General features: G+C 59.0%; 21 protein-coding genes and 1 pseudogene. 7 read left to right on the top strand and 15 right to left on the bottom strand.

The annotated features are described in order from the left end of the window. Positions 1 to 50 precede the first annotated feature (50 nt). From ACR3EP_RS14515 to ACR3EP_RS14525, 3 genes are read left to right on the top strand one after another with little or no spacing between them, the layout of a single operon-like run. A complete protein-coding gene (locus tag ACR3EP_RS14515; protein WP_170349544.1) occupies positions 51 to 710 on the top strand; it encodes a Tim44/TimA family putative adaptor protein in 660 nt (219 codons plus the stop codon). Beyond that, positions 707 to 1,747: a murein transglycosylase A gene (gene mltA / locus ACR3EP_RS14520; RefSeq protein ID WP_480638486.1), complete on the top strand. Its 1,041-nt coding sequence runs from the start codon at positions 707 to 709 to the stop codon at positions 1,745 to 1,747. Before ACR3EP_RS14515 ends, mltA begins: the two co-directional genes overlap by 4 nt. Next, the gene (locus ACR3EP_RS14525) at positions 1,747 to 2,334 is read left to right on the top strand and encodes a Smr/MutS family protein (protein ID WP_170396868.1); all 588 of its coding nucleotides are present in this window, start codon (positions 1,747 to 1,749) and stop codon (positions 2,332 to 2,334) included. Before mltA ends, ACR3EP_RS14525 begins: the two co-directional genes overlap by 1 nt. On the opposite strand, the gene ACR3EP_RS14530 is transcribed toward ACR3EP_RS14525, so the two are convergent. The 3 genes from ACR3EP_RS14530 to hslU form a co-directional block, all read right to left on the bottom strand. Then, complete coding sequence (locus tag ACR3EP_RS14530) at positions 2,331 to 3,542, bottom strand: MFS transporter (RefSeq protein ID WP_480639031.1); 1,212 nt, start codon at positions 3,540 to 3,542, stop codon at positions 2,331 to 2,333. The genes ACR3EP_RS14525 and ACR3EP_RS14530 overlap by 4 nt on opposite strands. Positions 3,543 to 3,547: 5 nt before the next feature. Beyond that, complete coding sequence (locus ACR3EP_RS14535; RefSeq protein WP_480638487.1) at positions 3,548 to 4,645, bottom strand: alpha/beta hydrolase; 1,098 nt, start codon at positions 4,643 to 4,645, stop codon at positions 3,548 to 3,550. A gap of 99 nt (positions 4,646 to 4,744) precedes the next feature. Continuing rightward, positions 4,745 to 6,052 carry an ATP-dependent protease ATPase subunit HslU gene (hslU, locus tag ACR3EP_RS14540; RefSeq protein ID WP_480638488.1) on the bottom strand — a complete coding sequence of 436 codons (1,308 nt, stop codon included), beginning with the start codon at positions 6,050 to 6,052 and terminating at the stop codon, positions 4,745 to 4,747. 192 nt (positions 6,053 to 6,244) lie between these two features. On the opposite strand from hslU, the gene ACR3EP_RS14545 reads away from it, so the two are divergent. After that, positions 6,245 to 7,486 (top strand): MFS transporter, encoded by a 1,242-nt coding sequence (locus tag ACR3EP_RS14545; protein ID WP_480638489.1) that lies wholly within the window; start codon positions 6,245 to 6,247, stop codon positions 7,484 to 7,486. Here ACR3EP_RS14545 and hslV read toward each other — a convergent pair. Next, positions 7,478 to 8,035 (bottom strand): ATP-dependent protease subunit HslV, encoded by a 558-nt coding sequence (gene hslV, locus ACR3EP_RS14550; RefSeq protein ID WP_058283350.1) that lies wholly within the window; start codon positions 8,033 to 8,035, stop codon positions 7,478 to 7,480. The two genes, ACR3EP_RS14545 and hslV, sit on opposite strands and share 9 nt — an antisense overlap. A 197-nt stretch (positions 8,036 to 8,232) precedes the next feature. Between hslV and ACR3EP_RS14555 the strand changes: the two genes are divergently transcribed. Then, complete coding sequence (locus ACR3EP_RS14555; protein WP_170361077.1) at positions 8,233 to 8,427, top strand: DUF1127 domain-containing protein; 195 nt, start codon at positions 8,233 to 8,235, stop codon at positions 8,425 to 8,427. A 56-nt stretch (positions 8,428 to 8,483) separates the two neighbouring features. Here the strand turns inward: ACR3EP_RS14555 and ACR3EP_RS14560 are convergent, their stop codons facing one another. From ACR3EP_RS14560 to regB, 10 genes are all read right to left on the bottom strand, one after another. Next, complete coding sequence (locus tag ACR3EP_RS14560) at positions 8,484 to 8,846, bottom strand: Lin0512 family protein (protein ID WP_480638490.1); 363 nt, start codon at positions 8,844 to 8,846, stop codon at positions 8,484 to 8,486. Further along, a complete protein-coding gene (locus tag ACR3EP_RS14565) occupies positions 8,843 to 9,193 on the bottom strand; it encodes a Lin0512 family protein (protein WP_480638491.1) in 351 nt (116 codons plus the stop codon). Before ACR3EP_RS14565 ends, ACR3EP_RS14560 begins: the two co-directional genes overlap by 4 nt. A 69-nt stretch (positions 9,194 to 9,262) precedes the next feature. Beyond that, positions 9,263 to 9,583: a thioredoxin gene (gene trxA, locus ACR3EP_RS14570; RefSeq protein ID WP_058283354.1), complete on the bottom strand. Its 321-nt coding sequence runs from the start codon at positions 9,581 to 9,583 to the stop codon at positions 9,263 to 9,265. Between the two features lie 60 nt (positions 9,584 to 9,643). Next, entirely contained in the window at positions 9,644 to 13,003 is a 3,360-nt protein-coding gene (gene addA, locus ACR3EP_RS14575) for a double-strand break repair helicase AddA (protein ID WP_480638492.1), read from the bottom strand. Continuing rightward, positions 13,000 to 15,927 (bottom strand): double-strand break repair protein AddB, encoded by a 2,928-nt coding sequence (gene addB / locus ACR3EP_RS14580; RefSeq protein ID WP_480638493.1) that lies wholly within the window; start codon positions 15,925 to 15,927, stop codon positions 13,000 to 13,002. Before addB ends, addA begins: the two co-directional genes overlap by 4 nt. After that, complete coding sequence (locus ACR3EP_RS14585) at positions 15,920 to 16,606, bottom strand: nucleotidyltransferase family protein (RefSeq protein WP_480638494.1); 687 nt, start codon at positions 16,604 to 16,606, stop codon at positions 15,920 to 15,922. Before ACR3EP_RS14585 ends, addB begins: the two co-directional genes overlap by 8 nt. After that, the gene (locus ACR3EP_RS14590) at positions 16,603 to 17,607 is read right to left on the bottom strand and encodes an aminoglycoside phosphotransferase family protein (protein ID WP_480638495.1); all 1,005 of its coding nucleotides are present in this window, start codon (positions 17,605 to 17,607) and stop codon (positions 16,603 to 16,605) included. The genes ACR3EP_RS14585 and ACR3EP_RS14590 overlap by 4 nt, the downstream gene beginning before the upstream one ends. Next, a complete protein-coding gene (gene tsaE / locus ACR3EP_RS14595) occupies positions 17,604 to 18,077 on the bottom strand; it encodes a tRNA (adenosine(37)-N6)-threonylcarbamoyltransferase complex ATPase subunit type 1 TsaE (protein WP_170349530.1) in 474 nt (157 codons plus the stop codon). Before tsaE ends, ACR3EP_RS14590 begins: the two co-directional genes overlap by 4 nt. A gap of 41 nt (positions 18,078 to 18,118) precedes the next feature. Further along, positions 18,119 to 19,624 carry a PAS-domain containing protein gene (locus tag ACR3EP_RS14600; protein ID WP_480638496.1) on the bottom strand — a complete coding sequence of 502 codons (1,506 nt, stop codon included), beginning with the start codon at positions 19,622 to 19,624 and terminating at the stop codon, positions 18,119 to 18,121. A gap of 64 nt (positions 19,625 to 19,688) precedes the next feature. Then, entirely contained in the window at positions 19,689 to 21,086 is a 1,398-nt protein-coding gene (gene regB, locus ACR3EP_RS14605) for a sensor histidine kinase RegB (protein WP_170550357.1), read from the bottom strand. A gap of 92 nt (positions 21,087 to 21,178) precedes the next feature. On the opposite strand from regB, the gene ACR3EP_RS14610 reads away from it, so the two are divergent. Continuing rightward, positions 21,179 to 21,799 (top strand): SCO family protein, encoded by a 621-nt coding sequence (locus ACR3EP_RS14610; protein WP_480638497.1) that lies wholly within the window; start codon positions 21,179 to 21,181, stop codon positions 21,797 to 21,799. An 85-nt stretch (positions 21,800 to 21,884) separates the two neighbouring features. Further along, on the top strand, positions 21,885 to 22,439 hold the full coding sequence (locus tag ACR3EP_RS14615; protein ID WP_058283361.1) for an ActR/PrrA/RegA family redox response regulator transcription factor: 555 nt from the start codon (positions 21,885 to 21,887) through the stop codon (positions 22,437 to 22,439). 75 nt (positions 22,440 to 22,514) lie between these two features. Here ACR3EP_RS14615 and ACR3EP_RS14620 read toward each other — a convergent pair. Then, positions 22,515 to 22,952 (bottom strand): annotated as a pseudogene (locus tag ACR3EP_RS14620) (GDSL-type esterase/lipase family protein); the annotation flags it as partial. Between the last annotated feature and the right edge of the window lie 199 nt (positions 22,953 to 23,151).

Below are 23,151 nucleotides of genomic sequence, written 5' to 3' on the forward strand. Positions count from 1 at the left end.
TAGTGGCATGAGGCCGCGTATACAAAGTCGCGGTCTGAAAAGAGGATGAAATGAACGAACCGATGATCCAGTTGCTGGTCCTGGCCGGAATAGCCGTTTTCCTGATCCTGCGCCTGAAAAGCGTGCTGGGTACGCGTGAAGGTTTTGAGAAACCTCCTGTTCAGGAACAACCCGACGGGCACAGTGCCCGCCGCGGGTTTGAGGTGATTGAAGGTGGTCCTGATTACGACATCACAGACCATGTTGCCGAAGACAGCGAACAGGCACAGACGCTTGCTGCGATGAAGCGGATCGAGCCCAGCTTTTCCGTCACCGAATTCGTGCAGGGCGCGCGCGGTGCATATGAGATGATCGTCATGGGTTTCGAAAAGGGTAATCTGGACGAAATCCAACCCTTCCTGTCCGAAGAGGTGTTCGACACGTTCGTGTCCGTCGTGGCCGCCCGTGAAGATCAGGGCCTGACCATCGAGGCCGAGTTTATCGGCGTGCGTGAAACCACATTGGCCGACGTGAAATTCGACAAAGATACCAATCAGGCCGAGATCACCATGAAATTCGTGGGTGAGCTAACTTCGGTTGTGCGTGATCGCGGCGGCGATATCATCGAAGGCAACCCGAACACCGTCAAACGCCAAAAGGACAGCTGGACCTTTGCCCGTGTCATGGGCGCGGACGATCCGAACTGGCTGCTTGTCGCCACGGACGCATGATTGCCGCACTCCGGTCGCTTTTACTGGTGGGTGCGATGACCACCGCTAGCGCCGCCGGAGCTGAGGCGACGCGCTCGATCCTGTCGTTTGATGACCTTGAGGGCTGGGCCGCTGACGATCACGGGGCGGCCCTTTCGGTATTTCTGAATACGTGCGGCGATCTAAATGATCCGGATTGGCGTGCCCTTTGCGCTGTGGCCCGAACCTATGAAGGGGATGCAGCGCAGGCGTTTTTCGAGCTGTTCTTCCGTCCGGTTTTGGTTGAAGACGGTAAAGATGCGCTGTTCACCGGCTATTTTGAACCCGAACTGGATGGATCGCGCAGCCGGACCGACCGGTTCAAATACCCAATCTACAAAATGCCACCCGAAGCACGCGCCGAAGGGCCTTGGCTGAGCCGCCGGGACATCCTTACCGGGGATGCTATGACTGGCCGGGGGCTTGAGATCGCCTGGGTTGATGACCCGGTCGAACTGTTCTTTTTGCAGATCCAGGGCTCGGGCCGTATTCGTCTGCCCGATGGTGGTGGCTTACGCGTGGGCTATGGCGGCGCGAACGGGCATCCGTATCGGTCGATCGGGGCCGAATTGATCCGCCGCGGTGCGTTAGGCGCGCATGAGGTGAGCGCGCAGATGATCCGCGCCTGGGTGCGCAAAAACCCCGAGGCCGGGGCTGAGTTGCTACTTCACAACCCCTCTTACGTGTTCTTTCGCGAAGTCACCCGCGTTGCGCCCGAACTTGGCCCGCTGGGAGCGATGAACCGATCTGTCACCACTATGCGCAGCATTGCCGCGGATCCTGAATATACGCCGCTGGGGTCTCCGGTCTGGGTTGAAAAAGACGGCAAGGACCCGATGCGCCGATTGATGATCGCGCAGGATACGGGTGCTGCCATCAAGGGTGCTCAGCGGGCGGATATCTTCTTTGGCACCGGTGATGCCGCTGGACAGGCAGCCGGGCGTCTGAAAGATCCGGGCCGCATGGTGATTCTGTTGCCGATCCAACGCGCCTATGCCCTGATCCCGGATGAGTTCTGATGACCCGGCGCAAACTGACCGAAGAAGAGATCGAGCTGTGGCGCAAGGTCACCAAACAGGCTGAACGTCTGCATCCTGAGCTGCCGCAATCGGTTCATCCCACTACCCTGCCTAAACCGAAACCAACCAAAACACCAAAGATGCGGCTGGACGGGTTCGAGATCGGCCAGACCGCGCCCGCCAAAGCGACGCGTCATGCATTGAAGCCCTCGGTCACTGACAGCCTGCGCGCCAGCCCGGTGCAGATGGACACCAAGGCTTTTGGACGGATGAAGCGCGGCAAGCTGAAGCCCGAAGGTCGGATTGATCTGCACGGTATGCGGATCGACACGGCGCATCCGGCGCTAGTGCGGTTTGTGTTGACGGCGCAGGCACAGGGCAAGCGGCTGGTGCTGGTGATCACGGGCAAGGGTAAGGACCGTGACGAACCCGGCCCCATCCCGACCCCACGCGGCGTACTGCGTAATCAGGTGCCACACTGGCTGTCCATCCCGCCGCTGGCGCAGGCTGTGTTACAGGTAACACCCGCCCATATCAGCCACGGCGGCGACGGGGCCTATTACGTGTATCTGCGCCGGGGTCGTTAAAACGCGGTTTTCGCGCGGTGAATGCCGGTCCAGACCAAACCGCTGACTACAACAAAGAACGCAGCGATCCACATAAATTGAGTACCAAGCGTGACGTTGTAGTCGATCAGCACCCCAGTTAGAGCTGGACCAATGGCCGAACCCAGCACCATGACCGCGGTCGCCAGTGCCTTGATCGCGCCAATATGGCGAGTGCCGTAAAACTCGGCCCAAAAGGCGCTAGGCAATGTGTTGTTCGCACCGACCGTCAGAGCCAGAAAGATCAGGCCGATCAGGGCGCCGGTTATGGTGTTGGTGACCGAGAGAATAGCAAAGCCCACACCGATCGGCAGTTGATAATACGGCATGATCCGCGCGGTGCCCCATTTATCCAGCGCCCAACCAGCGGCAAACATCGACAGGATCGAAACGCCGGTGAATACAGGGAACAGCGCCACCAGTTGAATATGCGGCCAGTCCCTGACTTGCGCCAGATGGACCTGATGAAAGAAAAACGCGGTGATGAAGGCAGATGGTGCAAGGATCGCGGGAACCATGAACCAAAACAGCGAATTGCGCAGCGCCTCGCTCCGGGTCCAGTGATGATCCTGCATGCCAGTGGCAATGTGATCCCCTGACAGGCTTTGCGGCGTGCGTTCCAGACGCAGCAGACGCATCAGAACCGGGATACCCAATACCGTCACACCTGCGGCCACCACCCACAACAATCGCCAGTCGAGAAACACCATCGCGGCGACAAAAGCCACCGGCAACAGCGCCTCTCCGGCCGCGTATCCCAGCGAGGCGATCGACAGCGCCTTGCCACGTGTCGCAGTGAACCAGCGCGCCATGGCCACTTGCGCCAGATGGGTGCTCATCCCCTGCCCGAAAAGGCGCAACAGAAAGATCACGATAGGCAAAAGGAACAGTCTATTGTTCAACGCCATCGACAGCGCCGCAAGCGTCAAACCAGCCAGCACCAACGGCCCCAGAACCCGAACACGAAAGATATCGGTCAACCCGCCGGCCCAGATCATCACCACAGCCGCAACGGTGGTACCTAGGGAATAAAGCCCTCCCCAGGCCCCGTGACTCAGCCCATAAGCTGCACGGATTTCACCGGCAAAGACCGAGATGAAAAAGGTCTGCCCAAAACTGGACAGAAAGGTCAGCAGTACCCCGGCGCCCAGCCAAGTGGCGTTTGAAACAAGAAAGCTACGCAGTCGCAACCGCGTCACGGGGTCGAGACCTGAGCCTGTCCCGTTTCCGTCAACACGATCCCGGTCGCGCCTGTGGGGTTGCGTTCGCTGGGGGGGACCAGAATGTCGATAGCCGGACGCTCGTCAGGGCCAAATGTATTGTTGACCCGCCGGATTGAGTTGAGGATCGCCAGCAAAGCCGGAGATGTAGCAGCAACGAAATGCGAAGATTCGGCATCGCTGTTGAATGCGGTCGTGTCGATCACGTTGATAGGAAAGTCCTCAAGCGTTTTGATCGAACTGATATTGCCCAGCCGTTCGCCCTCGTCCGTGCCGCGCAGACGGGCTGAAATGTTCAGGATTTTGTCCTTTTGCGAGACCATGACAATGAACGGGTCGGGTGGATTGTCGATCCTGTCCATCTGCGAACGGAACAAATCCACGTCCAGATCAGGAGAGATCAGAACCACACCTTCTATATTTCTTTTGGCCCAACCCGGTTCCTGCAATTCGGTTTGTCGCATCATCTCCATCGTCAGGGCACTGCCCATGGAATGCGCCACAAGCAGAACCCGGTTTACGCCCATCGATTTCAATTCGCGAATGGTCTGTTCCAAACCGTCGCGGGCAAAAAGCATGCTGTCCAGATCGTAAGCGTACCCATATCCCGTCGCACGACTGGGCCAGGAATACACCAGGATCGATCCGGGCAGACCAATGTCATGCGACAGCTGCGCCGCGCGAAAGATGGTTTCGGTTTGGGTCGAGTTATAGCCATGCACAAAGATCGTCACTTCGTCCTGCCCACGCAGATGGTGCCGCAGTCCCTGAGGCCCGTTCAATTCGGTCACATCAGCCAGAACGAACTCTTTTTGCGGGTTGGGATTTGCATAAGAGAACTTCAGGGTTCCCGGCGTGTGTGTTGGCGGTATGGACACGGTGGTTTCCAGAAACTGCAGTTTTTCACTGCGCTTGAAACCAAATGATCCGTCTGCTTCGCGGGCCCTGGTCGTACTGGCAAATACGGTTTTCGTCGTTCCTATGGACGCAGCCGACGGCACAATTTCCGAGACCGTCCTGTCAACACAGGCGCTCAGAGACAAAGACATAAATAGAATAATCAGGTAGCGCATCAAACAGGGTCCTAACGGCCTTTTGCGCTAAGCTATCGAATTCTTGCCCCACGTCCAGCGACATGGGGTAGGATCAGCGGCAATTTCTGGCTGAAGACGTTACAGAACGTAACGGCTCAGATCCGTCGACTTGGTCAATTCGCCCAAATTTTCGCTGACAAAATCGGCGTTGACGGTGATCTCGGACCCGGCCTTGTCAGGTGCGGTGAACGAAAGCTCCTCGAACACCCGCTCCATCACTGTGTACAGCCGCCGCGCGCCGATATTTTCGACGCTTTGGTTCACATCCGCTGCAATCTTGGCCAGGGCCGCGATGCCGTCCTCGGTAAAGCTGACAGTGACCTCTTCAGCACCCATCAATGCGGTGTATTGGCGGGTCAGGGCGTTGTCGGTCTCGGTCAGGATGCGAACGAAATCCTCTTCGGTGAGGGCGCGCAATTCTACGCGGATCGGCAGTCGGCCCTGCAATTCGGGCAGCAAGTCCGACGGCTTGGCAATGTGGAACGCACCCGAGGCGATGAACAGGATATGGTCGGTTTTCACCGCACCATGCTTGGTTGACACGGTGGTGCCCTCGATCAAAGGCAGCAGGTCGCGCTGCACCCCTTCGCGGCTGACATCGCCACCGCGGGCGTCGGAACGGGCGCAGACCTTGTCGATCTCATCCAGGAACACGATGCCGTTCTGTTCCACCGATTCCAGCGCCACCCGGTTGACGGTTTCATCATCCAGCAACTTGTCGGCTTCTTCCCCGATCAGCGCATCATAGCTTTCGGCAACGGTCAGACGTTTCTTGACGGTCCGCCCGCCAAACGCTTTGCCGAAGATATCACCCAGATTCATCATCCCCATCTGGCCGCCAGGCTGGCCGGGAATGTCAAACATCGGCATTGGGTTCGAGGTGTCGGACAGTTCCAGCTCGATCACCGTGTCGTCCAGTTCGCCGGCTTTCAGTTTCTTGCGGAACATCTCGCGCGTGCCTTCGCGGGCGTCGGTGCCGGCGATGGCTTCGATTACGCGGTCTTCGGCGGCCTGATGAGCCTTGGCCTTGACGTCTTCGCGCATGTATTCGCGGGTCTGGATGATGGCGGCATCCGCCAGATCGCGCACGATCTGTTCCACGTCGCGGCCGACATAGCCAACCTCGGTAAACTTGGTGGCCTCGACCTTGATAAAGGGCGCGCGGGCCAGTTTGGCCAGACGGCGGCTGATCTCGGTCTTGCCGACACCGGTGGGGCCAATCATCAGGATGTTCTTGGGATAGACTTCATCCCGGATGTCATCGGTTAGTTGCTTGCGCCGCCAGCGGTTGCGCAGCGCCACGGCCACGGCGCGCTTGGCGTCTTTCTGCCCGATGATAAAGCGGTCCAGTTCCGAGACGATCTCGCGCGGGGTCAGGTCGGTCACAGGGGCGGTCCTTTCGGTCGGCATGGCTAAACTTGGGCTTAGGTAATCACCGCAATCGCGAAAACAACCAAGCCCTTTTCATTGGCAGCGTTGGTTAGCAATGGCCCATCCGGTTTGCAAACGCTTTCCATAGGTGAAACGCGCGCCCTCTGTTACAGTGATTTCAAGGTGTTGACGGTCAGGAGTGTGAAAGTGACGAAAATTGCCAAGATCACCTTGCTGTTCGTGGTCTTTGTGGACCTAATCGGGCAAGGACTGGTGTTTCCCATCATCAACTCGCTGATCATGGAGACGAAATCGGGGTTCCTGCCCGAGAGTACGCCCGATGGTCGCCGCCATCTGTATTACGGGCTGGTAATTGGTTGTTTCTTTTTGTCGTGGTTTCTGGGTGTGGTCTATGTGTCCAAGGTCTCGGATTCCATCGGGCGTAAGAATGCGCTGCTGGTCTGTCTGAGCGGGGCACTGGTAGGGTATGCGTTGACCATTGCGGCGCTGTATATGAACAGCTTGCTGTTGCTGATCATAGGCCGTTCGATCACCGGGTTCACCGCAGGGAACCAGCCCATCGCGCAGGCGGCGATGATTGACGGCAGTACCGACGCGGCGGATCGCGACCGCAACATGGGTTACATCATAACCGGCGTCAGCTTTGGCCTTGTCGGCGGCCCAATCATTGGCGCGGTTCTGTCCGATGCCAACCTGCTGGGCAGCTTTGCCACGCTGAAAACCCCGTTCTATGGCGCATTTATTCTGGTGTTGATCGCCATCTTCCTTGTGCTGACCTTTTTCAAGGACACCCGGACCGAGCGTACGGCTTTTGTGTTCCGCCCGCGGGACGTGACCGACAGCCTGATTGCTGTGCGAGAACACCCGATGGTTCTGAAAATCCTGCCAGTCTATGCGCTGTTCATGATCGCCAATGTCACCTTCTATGTCTTCGTTGATAATTTCCTGACTAGCGCCTGGGGATACGGAGTCATTGGCGGTAGCATGGCGATGGTGGTGATCGGTTTTGCGCTGGCGTTCTCAAGCACCTTCCTGGTGAAGCCTGCGCAAGAGAGGTTCAGCAAGCACCAGATTATCTACACTTCGCTGGTGGTGATGGTGATTTGCGGGTTCGGTTTTGCCTTCAGCCCCAGCGGTGACCTGAGTTACGTGCCGGTCTTCTTCTTCTATTTCTTTTTCGGCGTCTCATACCCAACCCTGTTGGGGCTGTTTTCTTCGGCCGTTGCCGAGACCGATCAGGGTTGGGTCATGGGTGTAACCACCGCTGTCTTCTGTCTAGCGGGCGGTGTCATGTCTCTGATTGGCGGCGGATTGATGAGCTTTGATATCCGCCTGCCCTATTACATCGTCATCGCGACGGCCCTGATGGGGCTGGTCGGCATGCACTTGCGCTGGAAAGGAAAAGAGATCAAGGCGCTGTTAGCCTGAGATCGTCTCGACCGTCAGGTTGCCGTTGGTATAGACGCAGATATCGGCAGCAATTGCCATTGCCTCGCGCGCCACGTCCTCGGCGGGTTTGTCGCTGTCCATCATGGCGCGGGCTGCGGCGAGGGCAAAGTTCCCACCCGAGCCGATGGCGGCCACGTTGTGTTCGGGCTCCAGCACATCCCCTGCCCCGGTGATCACCAGCAGGTCCTTGCCGTCGGTGACGATCAGCATCGCCTCAAGCTTTTGCAGATACTTGTCTGTGCGCCAATCCTTGGCCAGTTCGACCGAGGCGCGCGCCAGCTGGCCGGGTGTGGCCTCAAGCTTGGCTTCCAGACGCTCCAGCAGGGTGAAGGCATCGGCGGTTGACCCGGCGAAACCGGCGACAACCTCGAACCCGCCGGGCGACAGGCGGCGCACCTTGCGTGCTGTTCCCTTGATCACGGTTTGGCCCAGGCTGACCTGTCCGTCACCGGCAATCACCACCTGACCGCCCTTTTTGACGCCAATGATGGTTGTGCCGTGCCATCCGGGAAAATCGCTATCCGCCATAAAAGCCTCCGTTTTCAACTGCCGTCCTATATGGGCCGGACCTGTCCGCAGCGCAACAGGTCACGAACTGCCTAAAAGATATGCAGGAATCGCAATGCGGGGTTACCGGACTAGCAATTGTGAGTCTCAGCCTGACGTCCTACATGAGCCTCACAACCGACAACGGGTCGGCTGTTTCACATATAAGGACTGCGCAAATGGCAACCATCGCTAAAACCCATGCGCCGCTCGGAGCAGCTACCATTCTGCACGTAGTGGACGCGTTCTACGGAACCTATGACAAAGCAATCGCGTGGAATGAATCCCGCAAGACACGCAAGGCCCTGTCGGAGCTGAGCGACGCACAGCTGGACGATATCGGCCTGTGCCGCGCGGACATCAGAAACGTCTGATCCGCGCCCAGTGCAAAAAAGAATGCAAGCCGCTCGTCCGAGCGGCTTTTTCTTTGTCAGGACAGTTTGTATTGGCCGGAGAGGTCGGGCAGGAAAGCCTCGATCGCGGCGGTTGCCACCACATGTCTCGTGCCGGCCTCAGTATCTTCGATATCCAACCCACCTTTGACAGCCCGCACCTCGGCCCGTCCGCGGGGAAGATCGGCGGCAACAAGATCGCAATCCACCCGGTCAGGGTCCTGTACCCCAATAGTGACGCAAACGCGCATGTCGGTATGATCCACACCCAGCTTTGAGAACAGCGTGATCGACGAATGATGCAGCGCATCCTGCACCGCCCGGCGTGCCGCCTTGGTGTAATCCTGCCCATACAGGTCGTTGCCGGTACCCATTTCCAGAATGATACGTTTTTCGGTCATGTCACGGGCTCCATATCGAAAGAAACGATGATGGCGGCATTGGCAATGACTGTCCGACCTTCGGTATGCGGCTTTTCAATATCCAACCCACCTTGAGTGATGGTGATATTGGGCTGTCCATAGGGGAAAATGGCAGTCAATGCGTCTCGATCCACCTTTTCGGGATGTTGAACCCCAATTTCGGCGTCGATGATCATCGCCTCTTTTGGAAAATCGAACAGCTCGGCCATGTTGACCGAATTGTGCCAAAGCGCATCTTTGATCGCTCGCAGCGCGGCCTCGGTATAATCCTCGCGGCGCAAAGACGTCCCCATGCCGAACTCCACAAGTACCCGTGTTTTTGCCATCTGATCCTCCCGGCAATAAAAAAGGCGCCCGGTTCAAGGCGCCTTTGATGACTTGCTGATCACGTTGGATCAGATGGATTCGTCGATCCAGCTTTGCAGTGCCGCCTTCGGCGCCGCGCCTGCGCGGTTCGAGACGACCTGACCGTCCTTGAAGATGAACAGGGCCGGAATACCGCGCACGCCCATGGCGGCGGCGGCGTTCGGGTTGCTGTCTACGTCAACCTTGGCGATTTTCACCTTGTCGCCGTATTCAGCGGCCAGCTCTTCCAGGGCGGGGCCGATCTGCTTACAAGGGCCACACCATTCGGCCCAGAAATCGACAACAACGGGGATGTCGGAATTCTTAACCTCGGCGTCAAAGGTATCGTCGGTCACGGCTACGGTCGACATATTCTGTCTCCTGAATGGGGTAAGCTCGGGAACAGAACGTAGGGTCGGCACCGCCCAAGGTCAAGATATCTGGGTGCGGGTCAATGCATCCGTCACAAGATCGTGTGGCAACCACATCAGATCGGTAGTGCGCGTCCACAGGATCGCCGTGCGAACTTGTCGACCCGGATAGATCTGCGCCAACGCTTGGGCATAGGCCCCCATCTGTCGCAACAGACCTTCGGGGCAGGCTGATGCGCTGTCAGGAACCGTGGTATTTGATTTGAAATCAATCACCTGAACATCCGCCTCGGCCACGATCAGACGGTCGATCACCCCATGCATGCGACGCCCGTTCAGATTGGCGGTCACTGGTACTTCGGCTAGTGTGTTTTTGGCGAACACGAATTTCAGATGGTCAGCCGCCAGAACGGCCTGCGCTTCATCTAGCAGTTCCTGCCGGTCAGGTTGTTGCATATCAGGTAGAACCCGGGCGCAAAGCTGCGGCCAATTCTCGGGCGCAACGGATGGTAAGTGTTCCAACAACAAGTGCAGGCGCGTGCCACGCAATTTGGCGGCCTCTTCATCCTGGCCGGTATCTCCGGGCAACGCTTTGGGCCCACCTAAATCAGACGGGCTGAGCGTCTCGGGCGCCTGTTCTGGCACGGACGCTGGGGAAAGGAACTGGTTGGGCAGCGGAGTCGCGGCAATCTCAGGCTCCACATGTTCGACAAGAGGTAACGCGTCCCAATCTGCATGTGACAGACGCAGGGTTTCCGAGCCAGGGACCTGTGCGGCCCCTGCCCGTGCCATCGCAGCCTCGACCATCTGGTACCAACTGGTTCCGTCTTTGCCGACATCCCCGGCGGCGCCGACGATTAGCCACTTTTCGGCCCGCGTTAGAGCCACATATAGCAGTCGAAGCCGTTCATTTTCTTCCCGCGTCCGCGCCTCGGCCCGTGCTCGGGCGATCAAGGTTGGCGAGGCATCCGCGGGTACTTTCCACAGCGGTGTGCCCTCACCCACCATGATCTCGGCATCACGCGGGGCTTGTCGCTTGCCGGTATCCGGCAGGATCACGATCGGGGCCTCAAGCCCTTTGGAGCCATGCACCGTCATCACGCGGATCATGTTGCCGACACCGCTCATCTGCCGCTTGATTTCCAGATCGTCGGTTTGCATCCAGATCAAAAACCCGGTCAGACTGGGAATATCGGTGCGCTCATAAGCCAGTGCCTGTGACAGCAGTGCGTTGATACCATCCTCGGCCTCGGCCCCCAGTCGGCCCAATAGTTTCCGCCGCCCGTCATGCCGGGTCAGAATGCGTTCGATCAGGTCATAAGGGCGCAGAAAGTCGATCTGACCGCGCAGATCGTTGAGGATGCCTAGCGTTTCGGGAAACTCCTCGGCCCGTTGTCGCAAAGCGGCCCACAGAAACTGTTCCTGCCGCCGATGCGCCAGGTCGAACAATTGTTGTTCACCCCACCCGAACAAAGGCGATTTCAACACTGTGGCCAGTGACAGGCTGTCCTCGGGCGTGGCCAGAAAGCTCAACAGCGCCGCCAGATCCTTGACCGCTAGTTCCGCGCCCACTTTCAAACGGTCGGCCCCGGCAATGGGTAGACCTTCGGCCTTGCAGGCGCGGATGATCTCGGCAAACAGGTCTGAACGGCGTTGGACGAGGATCAGAAAATCCCCCGGTTGCACCTTGCGCCGAACGAAAGTGCCGGGCCGGTCACCATCCTCGGGGATCGTCTCGCCGGTGTCGATCATGGTCTTGATCGAGCGGGCTACCTGTTCGGCCAGAATGACGGCGTGGTGCCGCGCGCCGGGTCGATCCACCGGATCGGTCCAGTCGCCATCATCATCTTCGTCGACCTTTTCAACCACCGGCCACAAATCAACGCGGCCTGGCAAATCGGCCTTAAATGCGCGGTGCAGGCTATCCTTGTGAAACCCAGCCTCGGCACGGTTTTCGAACAGGATATCGACCAGAGACAGGATCGCACTGGAGGATCGGAATGAGTATTCCAGTGTCGAATCCCACAGTTTAGAGCCTGATTCTTCCAATCGACGCCCAAATTCCTGCTGCATCCGGTCAAAGGCCTGCGGGTCAGCGCCCTGAAAGGAATAGATCGACTGTTTCTTGTCGCCGACCACGAAAATAGTCCGCTCGACCCCGGATCGCGCCCCTTCCCCGCTGGTGAATTCCTGAGCCAGCTTTTCAACAACATCCCATTGATCTGGGCTGGTATCCTGCGCCTCATCCACCAGAATGTGGTCGATGCCGCCATCCAGACGGTACAGCACCCATTCCGCCACGGCCGGATCGTTAAGCACTTGCCGTGCGCGCAGGATCAGGTCGTCGAAATCCAGCCAGCCGCGCAACAGCTTGCGGCGTTCGTATTCTGGCAAAAAGGCAGCAGCAAAACGGTGCAGAACATGTGTTTTGCGTGCCGCGACCAGAGCCAGCCGGTGTTCGCGAGCGGCCTCGATCCGAACCATGAGGGCTTCCAGCTGAGGCATATGACCAGCCAACACGCCTTCCCGCAGGGCTTTGGTGGGGAAACTGTTGATCTTGGCGGTAAAAGGCTCTTTGGCCGATTTGCCCGTCAGAAACACGCTCTCCAACAGCGGCAAGCTGCCAATGCGCGCCTCAGTGAACGCCGCCAGTTTGGCCGCAGCCTTGGCATTGTTGCCGCCACTTTCGGTCAGTGCAGGCAGGATCGCGCGGATCAAGTCGACCTCACCACCCAGAAACACGCGGGCCAGCAGGGCGTTTTCGTCGAACCCGTCGGGCAGATCGAAACGTTGCAGCAGATCAGGCCACTCTATTGGCTGAGAGAAGAGGTTGCGTTTATGCGTGACGGCGGCGGTCAGATTGTCAAAGCCGGTATCTGTCACGAAACGGGCGACATCCTCAATCAGTGCGGCCTGCGGACCATCGGCAAAATCTTCGACGATCTCTTCGCGCAACAGCGCTGCGGCCCGGTCCTCCATCTCGGAAAACTGAGGACTAACCCCGGCCTCCAAAGGAAATCGCCGCAATAGCGAAGCGCAGAATGAGTGGATCGTCTGGATTTTTAGTCCACCCGGCGTTTCGATGGCGCGGGCAAACAGGGTGCGGGCCTGCGCTAGCCTGTCAGGGTCGATCACGCCCGACACGCCCAGATCAGTCAGCTGCGTCAGTAAGCTGTCATCCCCCAGCATCGCCCATTCACCCAACCGTTTGAACAACCGGTTCTGCATCTCGCTGGCGGCGGCTTTGGTGTATGTCAGGCAGAGGATATGTTGCGGCTGCACGCCACCCAGCAGCAACCGTGCCACCCGGTCGGTCAGAACCCGCGTCTTGCCCGACCCCGCATTGGCCGCCAACCAGGTCGAGGCATCTGGGCGCGCCGCCTGCACCTGCCGATCGGTTGCATCATTGCGGGCGTTCATTTCAGCACCTCGGGTGTGGTTTTGTCAGTGCGGTCCCATTCGCCGAACCGGGCGAGGTGGTCATAGTCGCCAACATCCGTGTCCTTGTGCAGCATCCGGCGCGCGGTGAAGCCTTGATCAGGCTCTAAATAGGCAGATACCAGCTCTTTCAGCTCGGTCAGAACCTTGTCAGGCGGCTCCTTGGCCAATGGGGCCGCGACCTCTTTGTAAGTACCGCCCATGCCGATGAATACAGCCTCGGCAACCGGTAACGGATCGATGCCTTCGATGGCGCCCTGCTCGGCCATGGCGGCCTCGATCAGCAATTGTTTGTCGAACTTGGCTTGCTGGCTTTCGGTCGGAGGCGTGCCGGTCTTGTAATCCACGATCCGCAGCGCGCCACGGCTGTTGTGATCGATTCGGTCGGCTCGTCCGGCGATGGTGAAATCCAGTGGCGATAGCACCAGCTTCATCGCGGCCTCAAACGCCACTGGCCCACCATCGCCACGTCGGGCGGTTTCAGCGGTGAGGAAGTCATCGGCAATCCGCTCAAGCCGTGCCAGCCACAGTTTGCGGGCGGTCGGCCACGCGACATGCTGGTCCAACAGCGTCTCAGCGCGTTTCAGGAAATTCTCGCGTGTCAGCAAAGCGCTGTCCAAAACACTGTCCTTGACGAAATGTTCAAGGATTTCGTGGATGACGATCCCGCGCAGCAAAGCGTCTGGTGCCTGGACCATGGGGTCCAGTGGCCGCAACCGCAGCACATGTTTGGCGTAGATCGCATAGGGATCGCGGATCAGGCGTTTGATTTCGGTCACGCTCAGACGGCGTGGGCGTGCGGCGGCCGGCGGGCGTGGGGATGGACGCGCGGCCGGTTCGATCTTCGGCGCGACCTCAAGCTGTTCTGACCAACGCAGCCATTGCTGGCCACGAGCGCGCATTGAAGCCAGCGCTTCGGGACCACCCTGCCCCGGCAAGCCCTGCAAAAGGTTCGTCATCCGGTTCAGCCAACGCGATGGCACGGTTTCGGCGTCATCGGATCGGGTTGCGCGGGTCAACCAGACCTCGGGCGCTCCGACGGCTTGTTGGAAATCATGCGCTGACAGGCCAATGCGGCGTTCGGGCAGCAACAGCCCCGCCTTGTCGCGCATCTGTCGGTTCAGCCAAGGGTCAGGTGCTGCGGCCTCGGGCCAGCTGCCTTCATTTAGGCCGCCCAGAATCAACAGATCAGCGCCCTGAACCCGGGCCTCAAGCGTTCCCCAGATCATGATATGCGGATGTGGCGCGTCCCGGTCGCGAACCTCTTCCCCCGCCAGCAGCGCGCCCAGCAGGTCGGCGAAATCATGGGCCGTCATCGGGCCGCTATGTTCGGCCTCGTCCTCAAGCGCGGTCAGAATCGACAACGCCTTTTGGCCCGCATTCTTGTCCCACAGCGTTCCGGCGTCGCCTTCACTACCGGCCGATATCGCCTCGGCCAGATTGCGCAGGCGGGTCACCCATTCGGATAGAGGTAATTCACCCGTCACTTGCTGGTCGCAGAACTGCGCCACCAGCCATTGCATCCACTGCTCTGGCACCTCTTTGCGGATGGCAAAAGCGGCCAGGCTGGCGCTTTCGGGGAACGGAGGGCCGTGTCGCCGCAAATCCAGTTCCAGATCACGGGTATGCAGCAGATGCGCACCGCGATCGCCGCCATCGTGGCAAAGCGGATGTTTCAGCAGGGTCAGCAGCGCCTCGCCCTCGAGCCTCCGGGCGAACAGCCCAGCCACATGGCGCAGAAACCGGCCCGGAGGCGATAGCTGCAATGGCAGACCCGCACTGTCATCCGGCAGTATGTTCCACCGATCCAATGCGGCGCTGACCTGACGAGTCAGCATCCGATCAGGCGTGATCAACGCGGCGGTCTGGCCGGTTTCTGCCGCTTCACGCAGACGCAGGGCGATGGCCAATGCCTCGGCGCGGGGGGATTGCGCCTCAACCAGGGTGAGGTCCTTGGTGGCGCCATCCAGATCGGTTAGCTGGGGGCCTTCGGACATCCAGGCATCAGTGATCGGTGCGGGTCGTAAGGCAAGTGAGATCAGACGGTTACGGGCAGGGGACGGGGCAGGGTTGTTCGTCCAACGTTCGATCTGCCTCGGCTGTATCTCAAGCCGGGTCATCAGTTTTCGGAACCGGTATTGCGGGTGATCTTCTGAGGCTAACGCATCGTCCAATCCCTGCCAGACATGGTCAGGCTGATCGAAATCGTAACCAGGCAGGATCAGCGCCCCTTGCGGCAGGCGAGCGACGGCCTCCATCAGCATCAATGTGGTGCCACGCGAGCCGGTAGAGCCCGCAAGGATTACCGGATGCTGCGGGGGCAAAACCTGCCAGCGATCAATCAGGTTTTCCACCACACGCCGTTGCCGCGCCTGCGCGTCCAGCGCATCAGGGCCAGAGTCAATGAAATGGTCGGCAATCCCGATAAAAGCCTGGGCCCGTGCCCAGTGACCAGACATGTCGCTGACATCCAGCTGCCGGATCGCGTCTGGCGAAACACCTTCGCCCTGCATTTCGTCAATCAGCGCCGCCAGACTGTCGGACAGATCGAACAATGAGGATCGCGCAGCGAGATCAGGCTGTTGTTCCAAGAGCTTGGCAATCAGTTGCGTCAGCTCCAACTTGCGTCGCAATGCGGGGATGGCGGGCGGGATTTGCGCCAGATCGACGCTTTCGCCCAGATCGGTCACCAGCGATAGGCGTGGCAATAGGCAGGCCGAGCCCTGATCGAACAGATCGCGTACGCGCCGGGCCATACGGCGCGTGTTGACAACCAGTTGGACCCGGGCCAGCGCCTCGGCCGGTTGGTCATTGGCGCGTAGACGCAGGCCATCCACTAGAGCCTTTGGAAAATCTGCGCCCGGAGGCACGGCAAAGACGCGGGGTGCGGCGCTGGGCTCAAACATCGGCAATTAGCCCCTCGGCCAGGGCAATCCCCTCGGGGCGGCCCACGTCGCACCAGCGACCGGGGTAGGTGGCCGCGAATAGACGGCCCTGTTTGTGCATCTGATCCCACAGCAAGTTCAGCGAAAATTCCTGTTCCGATATGGCTGCCAGCCCTTCGGTCTTAATGATCTGCGCCCCGCCATAGACCAATCCGGGGCCACGGGTGATCCGGCCCTCGGCATCTGCCGTGAAATCGCCCGGTCCGGCATGCCCGATGGTCTGGGCGATGGGAACACACATAAGCAGCGCATCCATTCGGTTGGGGTCCCAGGCTTTGCGCAAAAGGGTCAGAGGGTTCGGCCCGGACCAGATTGCATCCGTATTCAAGGTAAATACCGGATCCAGCCCCAGTAGGGGCAGAGCAGCACGCAGCCCACCGCCTGTTTCCAGAATTTCCGGCTCTTCCAAAGAGGTCAGCACGCCCTTGGGGGTCAGATGCGCTGCAAGCTGGTCGGGCAAATAATGCAGGTTAGCAACCACTCGATCAGCGGGCAGATCGTCCGTCAAATCCAGCGCGTGATCGATCAGCGGGCGGCCTGCGACCTCGATCAGGGGTTTGGGCCGGTCTTTGGTCAAAGTGCCCATACGGGTGCCAAACCCGGCGGCAAACAACATCACGGCGTCGGGGTGTCGGGTCATGTCTGTCTGAGCCTGTCCAGGTTTTCCGGGGTTGGGGCGGGCAGGGCGCTGCGCAGAAGATCAGCAACAGAGACCAGCGCAGGATGGTCCAGATCGCGCATCAGATGCGCCCATGTGGCCGGGATCAGATCGATGTATTGCGGTTTTCCATAGTCCACCGCCAATCGGGCGAACACGCCCAGAATGCGCAGGTTTCGTTGCGCACCTAACACGGCGTAGGCAGTGCGAAAGTCATGATCCTTTTCGCCGGTTGCATCGATGTATCGGTTTACCATCCGCATCTCGGTCCCCGGTGCCACATCACGGCGCACATCTTGCAACATCGACACGAGGTCATAGGCCGGGTGGCCCAGCATCGCGGTCTGGAAATCCAGCAATCCTACCCGCTTGACCCCGTCACGGTCCGGCAACCAGATCATATTTTCCGCGTGATAGTCACGTTGGATCACCACTTTGCGGCCCGAGGTTTCTTGGTGCAAAATATCCGCAAAGCGGTTTTCAAACCGTATCCGAGCGTCTGCATCATGTTCCCCCAATACCGCTTGGGCGTATTTGGTGAAGGACAACGCAGCCAATTCGGTCATCATCGTCGGATCATAAGACGGCAGTGACAGGGTAGGTGCCTTGTGCAGCTCGATCAGAACGTCGGTTGCAGCCTCATACAGCTCGCGCTCCATCCGAGGGTTTTGCCTGAGGACGCGGGCGAACAGATCATCGCCCAGATCCTCCAGCAACAGAAAGCCGAATTCTGTGTCCTCGGCATAGATTTCGGGTGCGCTAAGCCCGACTTCCCGCAGATAGTTGGCCATGCGGACAAAAGCCTCAACCGGTTCGGCCTTGCCCGGAGGTGAGTCCATGAAAACCGCCGTGCGGCCAGTGTCTGGATCGGTCAAACGTTCGTACCGGCGGTTCGAGGCATCCCCGGCCAGCGGTGCGCGCGTGGCGTTGGACCATGGTGTTTGTGCAATCAGCGCCTCGGCCAGCACAGCCCGGTTCGTCATGCGGCACTCTCCAGTATTTGGGGCCATTTCGGATCGGACCACGAAAGGGTCAGATATCGCAAACCCGTCGTGTTAGGGTCTGTTTTCAAATGCAAGGTCAGGGCAGTGGCAGGGGTCAGCGGACCCAGCTTGTCCGGCCATTCAATCAGGCAAATGGCAGTTTCAAAAGCGTCGGACAGCCCCAGTTCTTCGATCTCTTCCAAGGCGCTTAGCCGGTACAGATCGCAGTGCCAGATCTCGCCAGGTAGGGTATCATAGGCTTGTACCAGCGTGAAGGTGGGCGAAGGCACGTCCTCGGGCACAGACATCAGTGATTGGATCAGGCTGCGCGCAAAATGGGTCTTGCCGCTGCCGATCTCACCCTCAAGCAACAAGATGTCGCCAGGGCGCAATTTTGCACCCAGCCGTGCGGCCAGATCGGCGGTTTCTTCGGGCGAATTCAGGGTGATCGAACGGGCGTGCAACGTCATGGCGCCACAATGACCGTACGCCCGGGCGGCTGCAACCCGGTTCAGGCGCTGATTTGACGGATCGGCAGGGTTGACGGCGCATCCTCGACCGAGAACCGCACAATCGTTGCGCCGTTCTGCATGGGACTGACCGTACAGGACAGTTGGGTGCCGTTCCGCAGCTTTAGGTCGTTGGACCATTCAGCACGGTTGTCGCGCATTTCCACGAAATCGCGAATCTCGCCGAGGATCGGTGAGGCAACGCATTGTTCCTGCCAGCCACGCGTCACATCCAGCACGGAATCCGGTTCGAACCCGGCCTCACCAGAATCCACCCACAATTGTTGATAGGCGCGGTTGGTAAAGGCCAGTGTTCCGTCATCACCAAACACCGCGATGGCATCGGCCAACTTATCCAGAACCGATTGCATCAGATCCATTTCCGAACGGAAGCGCCGGGTCAGGGTAATCTCGGCCGTGATATCTTCGAACAGAAAAGCTACGGCGCCGTCGGGATGGGGCCGCCCGCTGACCGAATATACTGACCCCGAGGGCAGCGACCAGGTTTCCTGGTAATTCCCGTCCTCGGCCGCTTCGAGCAGGTCGTTCATCTGGTTGCGCCACCCGCGATAATTCTTGGGTTCCGGCATCATGTGTTGATCCCGCAGTCGGTCAAAAAAGCTGGACAGACTGGGGCGGCAACTGAGGAAATCCGGGGGCAGGGTAGTCAAATCGATCAGCGCCGGGTTGAACAAGGCCAGTTGTCGGTTGCGGTCAAATATGGCCAGCCCGATAGACAATTGAGCAAAGGTTTTCGTCATGGTCTGGACGAACTTGCGCTGAGCGGTCTCTGCGGCGACGATGGCATTGATATCGACGGCATAGCACAGGTGCCCCTCGGGGTGATCCACCAGAGTGAGATCGAACCACAGCTTGTTGCCGCTGCCTTCGGACGAAATTGAGATGCGGCTTTTTGCCCCCAACCGTGCGTCTTCATCAGTGCCGGGGAACATCGGTGCGGTCAAATCAGTATCCTGACCACGGACCTTGCGCACAAGTGAGACATAGGCGGCATTGCACCAGCGCACGTTACCTTGATGATCCAGCAGCCAAACCGGATAGGGGGCCTGTTCCATCGCCAGCCGGATCGGGTCTTGGGGGTCGCGCTGCACCGGGTCGGGGCGGTCGGTACTGTCGCGCAGTTGCACCCGCACGATCCCGTCGATCCATTCACACAGGACATCGCGTTCGATGGTGCAGTCGATGGCAGGAATGACCAGGGTACCTTCGCGTCGAATACGGTCTGGGGTTTCCGGAAAGGTCGGAAAGTCCCGTTGCAGCAGGCGGCGCAGATCAGGCCAGTCGCGGACTGCCTGAAACCCTTCCAGAGAAATATCGGAATGGCTGATAAGGCGGTCCTCATCGAACAGAAACACCGCATCGAACAGCGACGCGGGTGAGGACAGACCGAAACTATCGCCCCGCTGCCGACGACGGGGCAAAAGCCATTGCACCGCCAGGCTGGCGGATACTAGGCTGATAGCGGCCAGAATGATCCAGTCGACCATGCTCTCCTCGGTACTGACATCACGGGAAGGAACTATGCGCGTTAATGGTTAACGGGGTCTTAACTCAGACCTGGATACGCTGGTTCGCACCCGATGGGACAGGCGTGTCGCCGGTTTGCGCGTCGATCAGATTTCGCGGCCAGGAAACCTGTACGATTGCGCCCCGCCGGTCTTTTTTGTCGCTCAGGTTCTGATAGGGATCTGACCCGTTGGCGAATTGAAGCTCTGCCCCGCTGCGTTCCAGCAGGGTTTTGGCAATGAATAACCCCAGCCCCATGCCTTCATACCCCGGGCGGGTCCGCTGATCGGATTCGGCTCGGCGGCGGCGCATGAAGGGATCACCGATACGGCCAATCATCTGCGAAGGGTACCCGCGCCCGTCATCCATGATGTTGATGGTGATCTGATCGGTGGTCCATTCGGCCTCGACCCAGACATTGGCGCGGGCGAAATCCACCGCGTTCTGGATCAGGTTGCGCAGCCCGTGAATGATCTCGGGCTTGCGCAGGATCGAGGGTTGCTGCACATCACCGTCCCCGGCAGGCCCTTCGTCAAAATGCACCGTCTTACCGCGATGAATATGCGGTTCGGCGGCTTCATGCACCACGGTGGACAGAGGAGCCTGCCGCAGATGCAGATCATCTTTGCCGGCGCGGCCCATATCGCGCAGGATATCGCGGCAGCGATTGGCCTGTTCGCGGATCAGCGCGGCATCGTCTTTCAGGTCGGGGCGGTCATCCAGCTCTTCGATCAGCTCGGAACTGGTCAGCTTGATCGTGGCCAATGGCGTTCCGAGCTCATGCGCGGCGGCGGCGACGACACCGCCCAGATCGGTCAGCTTCTGTTCGCGCGCCAGGGCCATGTGGGTGGCTGCAAGCGCTTCGGACATGGATCGGACCTCGGAACTGACGCGGTGTGAGTAGGCGCCAATGAACACAATTGCGATCACGATCGCGGCCCAGTTTCCGAATAACAACATGTCGGGGATTAGCAAAGCCTCGCCCTGCTCCGTGCGCAGCGGCAGATGAAACTCAGCCAGCAAGGATGCCACAACAATCGCAACACCCCCCACGATCAGGGTTGAACGCGTACTCATCACGTTGGCCGAAATGGTCACCGGCCCTAGCAGAAGCAACGCAAACGGGTTGTTCAGACCACCGGTCAGATACAGCAGAATGGCCAGCTGCAGCAAATCGAACAGAACCATCAGGAAGTTCTCGAACTCGGTCAGGCGTTTGTTTTGCGGGAACAGAAGAATGGCCGTCATGTTGCCCATGACCGAAACACCAATGGCCAGATAACACAGGGCCAGTTCCAGCTGCACGTGATAATATCGCTGTGCCACAGTGATGGCCGTGAACTGGCCAATGATGGCCACCCAGCGCAATAGGATCAGCGTGCGCAGCCGAATCCAGTTGCTGCCTTCCTGACCGGTCCACGAAGTGATGTTGGAATTTGCCATCGGTCTATTATGTCCTGTTGCATCGGCTGTTCATCTTGATAGGTGTCCCGGCGAAAACGATCAACAACCCCTCTCATTTCAGGATTGATGTCATGACCCGCCTTTATGCCATCCTCGCAACCGTAGTTCTGGCCGTTGGCCTGGGCGCCATGTGGCTGCTGACGCTGGGGGGCCGGTCGGACGATCAGTTCGCGCAATGCCGTTCCGGCCAGATCGCCGGTGGCTCAGCCGCGATTGGCGGCCCGTTCGAGCTGATCAACGGCAAGGGTGAGACCGTTACCGACAAAGATGTGATCACCGAGCCGACACTGGTTTATTTCGGCTATACCTTCTGCCCCGATGTCTGCCCTTTCGATATGTCGCGCAATGCCGAGGCCGTGGATATTCTGGCCGAGCGTGGCCAGTCTGTGACGCCGCTGTTCATCTCGATCGACCCGGATCGCGACACACCCGAAGTGATGGCTGATTATGCGTTCAATCTGGGCGGCAAAACCATCGCTCTGACCGGCACGCCCGAGCAGGTCAAGGCCGCCAGCCAGGCCTATAAGACCTATTACAAGGCGCAGGACAAAAGCGACGAGTACTATCTGGTCGATCATTCCACCTTTACCTACCTGATGACACCCGAGCACGGCTTCCTGGAATTCTTCAACCGCGACGACACGGGTGAACAGATGGCTGACAAGGTCGGGTGCTTTCTGGATCAGATGTAGGGCGCACAGTCGATTTGACCTTTGAAATGGCGCTGCTATTACTCATGTTTAAGCCAAAGACGTGAAATTGCGGAAAGAACAGAATATGGCGGACAGCTCTGACCTGGATATCGGCCCCGATAAATCCCTGCTTTTGGTGGATGATGATGAGCCGTTTCTGAGACGTCTGGCCAAAGCCATGGAGAAGCGCGGGTTCGAAGTTGAGACCGCAGGTTCCGTCGCCGCAGGCCGCGCCATTTCTACAGCCCGCCCCCCTGCATATGCCGTTGTCGACCTGCGGCTTGAGGATGGTAACGGTCTGGATGTGGTCGAGGTGCTGCGTGAAAAGCGGCCCGACAGCCGGGTTGTGGTTCTGACCGGATATGGCGCGATTGCCACCGCCGTGGCCGCCGTCAAAATCGGCGCGACCGATTACCTGTCCAAACCCGCCGACGCTACCGACATCACCAGCGCATTGCTGGCCAAGGGCGACGAACTGCCGCCACCGCCGGAAAACCCCATGAGCGCGGATCGTGTCCGTTGGGAGCATATCCAGCGGGTTTATGAGCTGTGTGACCGCAACGTATCCGAGACAGCCCGACGCCTGAACATGCACCGCCGGACCCTGCAGCGGATTCTGGCGAAGCGCAGCCCGCGGTGACGCGACAGCCCTATTGCGGGGCATCGGAAAACACGGCACGATTGCACACAGCTGTTCTGTCAGCCTCTGATAGCCTTCGGGGTTTGGATGTAAGCCGTCCGAGGTCCACTCGGACACATTCTCCGCATACCCGGCGGGCGGTTCCAGGAAGGTGCAGTTGGGCATCTGCCGACAGGCCAGCGATGCGGCGGAATTAAACGCCTCAAGGTATATTTCTTGCGTGTCGGTCCAGTTTTCACCAGAAACCGGCAGCACCGCACGCCAGATCAACGTATCGGCCTGCGCGAAAACTGCTGACAGCTGTTTAATGTAAGCGGGGATATCGGTGATTTCCGCACCGGTCAAAGCGTCGTTTACCCCGATGCCCAGATACCAGATCGGAATATGCTGAACCAATTCGGGCTTCGTTCTGGAAAGAAGGCCGGGTACATCATCGCGACTGATCCCAAGGTTGATCGATTTCGGCAAAACCGCACTGGTCAACCAACCTTCGATGATCGAGTCACCTGTCACCGCGACCTGAACTTGGAACGTCTCCAGCGCTTGCGAGAGGTTCTTTCCTGAAGCCGGACCTTCGTTTGATAATATATTGTCTCCTGAGGCGGTGTAGGCGAACCTGTGATTTTTCTGGCAACCCTGACGAAATAGTCCTCTCGAATGAACACCAAGGCGAGCACGATGATCAGAGCAAAGTTAAGCGACAGTAGTGTCC

The sequence above is a fragment of the Ruegeria sp. BB10 genome, from assembly GCF_056535725.1.

Excerpts from the sequence above, each read along its gene's own strand:
- addA (WP_480638492.1), bottom strand. The coding sequence starts at position 13,003 with ATGAACGCCCGCAATGATGCAACCGATCGGCAGGTGCAGGCGGCGCGC.
- ACR3EP_RS14515 (WP_170349544.1), top strand. The coding sequence starts at position 51 with ATGAACGAACCGATGATCCAGTTGCTGGTCCTGGCCGGAATAGCCGTT.
- ACR3EP_RS14585 (WP_480638494.1), bottom strand. The coding sequence starts at position 16,606 with ATGACCCGACACCCCGACGCCGTGATGTTGTTTGCCGCCGGGTTTGGC.
- mltA (WP_480638486.1), top strand. The coding sequence starts at position 707 with ATGATTGCCGCACTCCGGTCGCTTTTACTGGTGGGTGCGATGACCACC.
- ACR3EP_RS14565 (WP_480638491.1), bottom strand. The coding sequence starts at position 9,193 with ATGGCAAAAACACGGGTACTTGTGGAGTTCGGCATGGGGACGTCTTTG.
- ACR3EP_RS14525 (WP_170396868.1), top strand. The coding sequence starts at position 1,747 with ATGACCCGGCGCAAACTGACCGAAGAAGAGATCGAGCTGTGGCGCAAG.
- hslV (WP_058283350.1), bottom strand. The coding sequence starts at position 8,035 with ATGGCGGATAGCGATTTTCCCGGATGGCACGGCACAACCATCATTGGC.
- ACR3EP_RS14615 (WP_058283361.1), top strand. The coding sequence starts at position 21,885 with ATGGCGGACAGCTCTGACCTGGATATCGGCCCCGATAAATCCCTGCTT.
- tsaE (WP_170349530.1), bottom strand. The coding sequence starts at position 18,077 with ATGACGTTGCACGCCCGTTCGATCACCCTGAATTCGCCCGAAGAAACC.
- ACR3EP_RS14535 (WP_480638487.1), bottom strand. The coding sequence starts at position 4,645 with ATGCGCTACCTGATTATTCTATTTATGTCTTTGTCTCTGAGCGCCTGT.
- ACR3EP_RS14610 (WP_480638497.1), top strand. The coding sequence starts at position 21,179 with ATGACCCGCCTTTATGCCATCCTCGCAACCGTAGTTCTGGCCGTTGGC.
- ACR3EP_RS14600 (WP_480638496.1), bottom strand. The coding sequence starts at position 19,624 with ATGGTCGACTGGATCATTCTGGCCGCTATCAGCCTAGTATCCGCCAGC.
- ACR3EP_RS14590 (WP_480638495.1), bottom strand. The coding sequence starts at position 17,607 with ATGACGAACCGGGCTGTGCTGGCCGAGGCGCTGATTGCACAAACACCA.
- ACR3EP_RS14555 (WP_170361077.1), top strand. The coding sequence starts at position 8,233 with ATGGCAACCATCGCTAAAACCCATGCGCCGCTCGGAGCAGCTACCATT.
- ACR3EP_RS14560 (WP_480638490.1), bottom strand. The coding sequence starts at position 8,846 with ATGACCGAAAAACGTATCATTCTGGAAATGGGTACCGGCAACGACCTG.
- regB (WP_170550357.1), bottom strand. The coding sequence starts at position 21,086 with ATGGCAAATTCCAACATCACTTCGTGGACCGGTCAGGAAGGCAGCAAC.
- trxA (WP_058283354.1), bottom strand. The coding sequence starts at position 9,583 with ATGTCGACCGTAGCCGTGACCGACGATACCTTTGACGCCGAGGTTAAG.
- addB (WP_480638493.1), bottom strand. The coding sequence starts at position 15,927 with ATGTTTGAGCCCAGCGCCGCACCCCGCGTCTTTGCCGTGCCTCCGGGC.